This is a genomic window from Prevotella sp. Sow4_E9_plate, assembly GCF_052116205.1.
Taxonomy (GTDB): Bacteria; Bacteroidota; Bacteroidia; order Bacteroidales; family Bacteroidaceae; genus Prevotella.
Genome location: NZ_JBQKLN010000081.1, coordinates 1 through 5,832, shown reverse-complemented (window position 1 = coordinate 5,832; position 5,832 = coordinate 1). Strand labels below are relative to the sequence as shown.

General features: G+C 39.7%; 6 protein-coding genes. 4 read left to right on the top strand and 2 right to left on the bottom strand.

Annotation, left to right across the window (positions count from 1 at the left end; genetic code table 11):
• Window positions 1-237: 237 nt before the first annotated feature.
• From ACTQ53_RS16945 to ACTQ53_RS16930, 4 genes are all read left to right on the top strand, one after another.
• Entirely contained in the window at window positions 238-495 is a 258-nt protein-coding gene (locus ACTQ53_RS16945) for a DUF4160 domain-containing protein (protein WP_294967729.1), read from the top strand.
• A 5-nt stretch (window positions 496-500) separates the two neighbouring features.
• Window positions 501-755 carry a DUF2442 domain-containing protein gene (locus ACTQ53_RS16940; protein ID WP_155814079.1) on the top strand — a complete coding sequence of 85 codons (255 nt, stop codon included), beginning with the start codon at window positions 501-503 and terminating at the stop codon, window positions 753-755.
• Window positions 756-1,263: 508 nt separating this feature from the next.
• The gene (locus ACTQ53_RS16935; protein WP_316210241.1) at window positions 1,264-1,578 is read left to right on the top strand and encodes a nucleotidyltransferase family protein; all 315 of its coding nucleotides are present in this window, start codon (window positions 1,264-1,266) and stop codon (window positions 1,576-1,578) included.
• On the top strand, window positions 1,562-1,909 hold the full coding sequence (locus ACTQ53_RS16930) for a HepT-like ribonuclease domain-containing protein (protein WP_006849313.1): 348 nt from the start codon (window positions 1,562-1,564) through the stop codon (window positions 1,907-1,909). Before ACTQ53_RS16935 ends, ACTQ53_RS16930 begins: the two co-directional genes overlap by 17 nt.
• Before the next feature lie 89 nt (window positions 1,910-1,998).
• Here ACTQ53_RS16930 and ACTQ53_RS16925 read toward each other — a convergent pair whose 3' ends face one another.
• Together ACTQ53_RS16925 and ACTQ53_RS16920 are read right to left on the bottom strand one after the other, a co-directional pair.
• Entirely contained in the window at window positions 1,999-3,561 is a 1,563-nt protein-coding gene (locus ACTQ53_RS16925; protein WP_441934434.1) for a hypothetical protein, read from the bottom strand.
• 19 nt (window positions 3,562-3,580) lie between these two features.
• Window positions 3,581-5,832: outer membrane beta-barrel protein (locus ACTQ53_RS16920; protein WP_441934432.1), on the bottom strand; the 2,252-nt coding region annotated here is incomplete at its 5' end.

The window sequence follows — 5,832 nt, the reverse complement described above, 5'->3', positions numbered from 1 at the left end:
GAAGCGATACATCTGCTCGTAATGGTCGTGGAACAGCCGTTCCATCCGCTGTTCATTTTCTTCTGTCATCACGTCATTTTCTTCTTGTTTCTACTCTTATATACAAGCTTTCCTGAAATCAATTACCCCTAAAATGAAGAAATCTTCTACTTTTTTTGGAAAAGCAATGCAAAAGTAATAAAAAGATTTGGAACATTCAATAGTTTTTTTTATCTTTGCCAAAAAATAATAAAGATTATGCCAGAACTAAGTCGTTTTTTCGGAATTATCATTGCCATGTTTGGAGATGATCACAATCCTCCACATTTTCATGTGAGATATGGAGACTACGAAGCCATTATTACCATACAAGATGGAATTGTAAAAGGAGAATTGCCTAAAAAGGTACTTAAAGACGTATTCAAGTGGATGGAGATTCATCAAAACGAACTTGAAATGAATTGGAAGCGATTACAGGAAGGCAAGGAAATAATAAAAATTGAACCTCTTAAATAAGTTGAATTATGGTTGACATTGATTTAATAAGAATCGTTGATGTTGATTACATTAAGGATTATACCATGGACTTAAAGTTCAGTAATGGCGAAACAAGACGCATTGACTTTCTCCCATTACTAAAAGGCAATAAGCGAGAAGAACTTAAAGACATGAATAAGTTTATTCAATTTGGACTTACCCATTGGACTTTGGAATGGTACAATGGAATTGATTTTGCCCCAGATTTCCTGTACAAACAAGGGAAAAAAGTGGCTTAATAAAAACATCGGTCAAGCAAAGAGCAAGCCAATATGGTTTTGCCTTCGCTTGACCGATTGTCATATATTCATTGTTTTAAGAGAGTTTCTTTCTGGAAAAAGCTACATGAAGCGATTATAATCTCATAAAGAATCCGTGTAATCTCTTCCGATGCCCTTGAAATTACATGGCGACGCAGGAATATCTGTGTCGTGATGTAGGAAAGATTACGTCGCCATGTGGTAAAGTCTACATCGGGACGTAATTTTTGGGGGTATCTATAAGGTTCATATCAGATTCTTTTTTGATTTAACATCGGGCTTATACGCACACGAAAAAGTATTTTCATATACATCAGTTTTTCTTTTTTCTGTTTCTTATTATCTATACAGTTGAGCCAAGCAAAAAACTAAGCAAAACATAGATTATTTTCGGAAAACCTATGCAAAGGTAATAAAAAACTAGAAAAAAGCTTGCTCTTTCGAATAAAAAGTGTATCTTTGCACCAAGAAACAACATCATTATATTATGGGTAAACGAGATATTATGGGTAAACGAGCCATCATAGAAGCTTTACGCCATTATTTCAGCACCCAACCCGTACTGAAAGCCTGGCTGTTCGGTTCTTTCTCCAGAGGGGAAGAAACGAAGGATAGCGATGTCGATATTATGGTTTCTTTGGACAAGAGTAAACCTATAGGTTTAAAATTCTTCGGCATGTGGAGTGATTTGGAAGAACTCTTAGGTAGAAAAGTTGATTTGGTCTCAGAAGGAACCTTACTTCCTTTTGCACAGGAATCAGTAGAACGTGATAAAATCTTAGTATATGAGAGAACGAAGTAGAGATAAAAACCGCCTAGAGCACATGCTCCAGGCGATAGAAAGAATCTGCCGATATACAAAAGGTAAAAACTTTGAGGATTTTATCGCAGACGACATGATGTATTACGCAGTAGTCAAGAACATCGAAATTCTTGGAGAAGCATCGAATATGCTAACTGAAGAATTTCGGCAAGCGCATCCTAAGACTCCTTGGAAACAAGTGAACGGCATGAGGAACTATAGCGTTCATGAATATTTCCAAGTTGATAACAACGTTGTTTGGGATGTGATTACAAACGACCTTCCGATATTAGAGCAACAAATCAAGGAGTATCTAACTGAAGAAAAATAAAAACATCGGTCAAGCAAAGAGCAAGCCAATATGGTTGTGCCTTCGCTTGACCGATTGTCATATATTCATTGTTGTATTGAGAGGGAAATCTATTTAATCGGCTCTGCATGGATACAATAGTAACTCTTCAAGGGATTTTCCTTATTCTTTTTCAAGATTAAAGCAACTAAACATCCCACATAATCAGAGTTCCATTGCACAGGCGTATAGCCCTTCCAATACATCACAATGTCTGCATCGGATGGCAAAGCCTTGAAACGATTGCGGTACTTCTCTCTGTTCGAATCATCTACCACAACACCCTTGCCATACTGACCATAATACATATCCATCAGATCAACCAGCATCCTCTTTTGCTCAGACAACACAGCCTCATGCTTCTTCATGCTTTCCGGATTCTCAGAATCCAACAGCACCCCTGATACAATGTATTTCAACTCAGAATATGGCTTTTCCGGAAAATCAGGAGAATAACGAGGAGAGACTATCCGGAACCGCTTGCTCTGGTCGAAGATGCAATACAAATCATAGTCATCATTAGATGGATTCAGCAAATCAGAAGAACCGAAATCGTAACCCATGAAACCATTATTATAGATATTGAGATAGATGCCGGAAGAATAAACCACACGTCCACCCCTATAGCCATCAGCAACAATCAATGTTCTATCTTCCTCCGTCATAGAAGTATTACGGCTGATCTGAAAAAGATAAGTGCTAAGGTTGATTGACACAGCATAACAATTGTTCTCATTTCTGAGACTCACTACCCTATCTGGCATTCCCTTACATGACCATACAATGGAATCATAATAATGATAATAAGGGTTAGCTGATGAGTTATTGTTCAGATAATCTGCCAAATCCAAACTCAAAAGTCTGAATGACTGAAATTTACTATGTCCATCACCCATTCCATGCGCATCCTTAGAATTGGCATATACACACCGAATATAATAACGGCAATCATCCGGTACTTTTTCAGTTTCATTTGGCTTGTCTTCTTCATCACTCTTATCAATAGTATAAGTATTCTGCACATCAATCAGTTCTAATGAAGATAAACGCTGATATACCACCAAGCCATAAACAGCTTTTTCCTGATTGTCAGCTACTGTCACCGAACCAATCTTCTCCATCACATACAGGTAAGCTTCATCTTCATGAAACTTCACATCCAGGATTTGCATATAATCATCTACCTTACCAGCCTTATTCGTTTTGATGACAATGCCCGTCGCATCATCATACGACCAATCCTGCTTCTTGAAACAGAATGTACGTGTATCCTCATCACGATAATAAGTCATCAACTGATTCTCAGATAAAAATTCATAGACCTTCGGACTATAATCCTTGATGCCTTCACGATAATCAGTTTTCGCAAGTTTACCGTTTTCCTTCGTCTGATAGATGCCGACAGGTTGCCAGCCATAACTTACAAGATAAGAATTCAGAACATTCCTATCTATATCACAGACAGGAGCCTTTCCTTCTAAGATGCAATACCCATCCTGATTTAAAACAAAAGACTGGTTGAACAGTTCCTTGTCATTCCAAGGAAGGCTGTCCAACTTATCATCATCACTACTACAGCCAGTTAGCATCCAGGTACCAACCACCATGAATATCATCCATAAACAACGCTTCATATACTTTCTGTTTTTTATTTTACAATCTGTTCTTTTCTGTATTACCGGCACCCGTACCCTTGTACTTGCTTCTACTAACATTAAACTTATAGCTGAATGAGCACATGAACATTCGGGTATCCGTATATTTTCTGGTATAGATATCGCTGGTACCATATACCAATCTTGTAGAATTGCGCATTGTCGCAAAGAGGTCATTGCCCGCCAAAGTGACATTCAGGCGGTCGTGAAGAAAACTTCTACGCAAAGAGACGTCCACTCCTCCTTGTGCCATATAAAGCGGAAGCGCAGAATGGCCCTGCGTGTTCCAACTCATATCAAGATTAAGCGTCCAACCGCATGGTAGCGAAAACGCATTATTGAAAGAGCCTATGAATATCGGTTTACTGTACGCCTTACCACCAATGGTCAGGAACTGCTTTCTGATACCTGCGCCCAACGTAGGATGCCACCATCCTATCGTTGGCGATGCCGTCAGTCCCACGTAACAAACCTGAGAATGATTCAAATTACGAAAGGTGTACATACTGATTAACTCATTGTCATGATACGGTTCTATCACCTGATAGCAAGGATCTACAAGATAACGCCAGTTGGCAAAAAACTGGAACCATTTATATCCCAGATTAATCCCTATGCCATGTTCGAAGGTTGACGTGAGCAATGGATTTCCACCCTGATAATAATAGCGACTATTATATTGCACATTACTACTTAACTGACTATAGGAAGGACGACTCACCGTCACCTTATAAACCATATTCATTTTCACATTCCCGATAGGAAAGGTCAAGGACACATTCGGAAAGAAATGGTCGTACTTACGACTCTGGTCGGGTACGAAATAATCCTTATTCTCCTCGCTCCAATAATCACCACCTGTATTATAGTAATTGGAAGAAACATGTTCGTATCTGAGGCCAGCATTCAGTTCTACCTTGTTTAGTCTCAATCCATAAGAAACAAAGGCTGCAAGATTACTTTCCTTCACCTGGTCGTCCGTCTTGCCTGGCAAGTCAGTTCCCTGTTCATCTATAGTATAAAGATTGGCACGGCAACTTTCGGTAAACTCATTACCAACCTTCAGAGTACCTTTCCATACCGGAAAGCTCAGTACCAGCTTAGATGCATGCATCCAACTATCAGCTGTGAAATCAGATTCTATCGTACGAGAATCTCCGCCCTCAATTCCTGTTTCTTCAGAATATTGAGTCTGTCCTGTTTTACGAAGATATATTTCCCCATTCCATTCTATGCTCACCTTTCCTATCTGTCCGGCATAATAAGCCGTAATATCCTGCGTAGGTCGGCTTTTGAAACGACAATACATATCATTTGTATAGCTTTCTGTCTTGGAGCCATTCTTCCAGACATCCATCAGCGAATTCCATCCACCCCGACTATAAGGATTGATGTTCACCTCGTAAGTGGCACCCACGGAATGCTTATCATTGAAAACATAATTAAAACCAAGACTTCCACTGGTATAGTAACTCTGGTTTTTGATAATCAAGTCTTCGTCGATACTCATGAGCGTCTTGCCGTAGAGTCTGTTATCATTATGCTGATCCTGATAGCCCTGAGACAAACCGCCATACAAATTGGAGAAGATATCCAATCCCCGATAGCGATAGTTCAAATCGAGGACTTCACGATGATTGTTCTGATGATTGCGCTGATAGACCTGGCGATAAGTCAATCCCAGTCCTTCTCCCTTTTTTCTTGTCGTCTTGATTCTGATGACAGACTGATAGGTTGCATCGTATTCAGCACCCGGCTCGGTTATCACCTCCACATGTTTGATGTCAGAAGAACTCAATCTATCGAGGTCAATGGTTCCCTTGATTTTCTTGTTATCTATATAAATCAAAGGTTTACCTTTTCCCAAGACTTCTATATCACCGTTCTTCTGCATCACTCTCGGAAGATGTTTCAATACATCTTCTGCCGAGCCCATTTTCTCCAAGGAGGTTCCTTCTACCTGAGCCACCAATCCTTCAGAAGTCATTCTGAAAGGCTGTCGATGTCCTTTCACTACAATTTTCTGCAGGTTCATTGTTGCCTCTTTCAGAGTTATTGTCCCTATCTTACCTATATTAAAGGTATTGCTTGCCGTAATATAGCCCACGCAACTTACTCTTACTATCGCCTTTCTCGCCTCGCAGGGAATCACGAACTGGCCGTTCTCATTCGTCACGCCGCCATTTATCAATGAAGAATCACGAACATTCAGCAGGGCTACATTGGCGAAATCTACAGGGCGTTTCTTAT

Bases quoted from the DNA above. Each gene is read 5' to 3' on its own strand.
- ACTQ53_RS16945 (WP_294967729.1), top strand. From the start codon at position 238: ATGCCAGAACTAAGTCGTTTTTTCGGAATTATCATTGCCATGTTTGGA.
- ACTQ53_RS16935 (WP_316210241.1), top strand. From the start codon at position 1,264: ATGGGTAAACGAGATATTATGGGTAAACGAGCCATCATAGAAGCTTTA.
- ACTQ53_RS16930 (WP_006849313.1), top strand. From the start codon at position 1,562: ATGAGAGAACGAAGTAGAGATAAAAACCGCCTAGAGCACATGCTCCAG.
- ACTQ53_RS16925 (WP_441934434.1), bottom strand. From the start codon at position 3,561: ATGAAGCGTTGTTTATGGATGATATTCATGGTGGTTGGTACCTGGATG.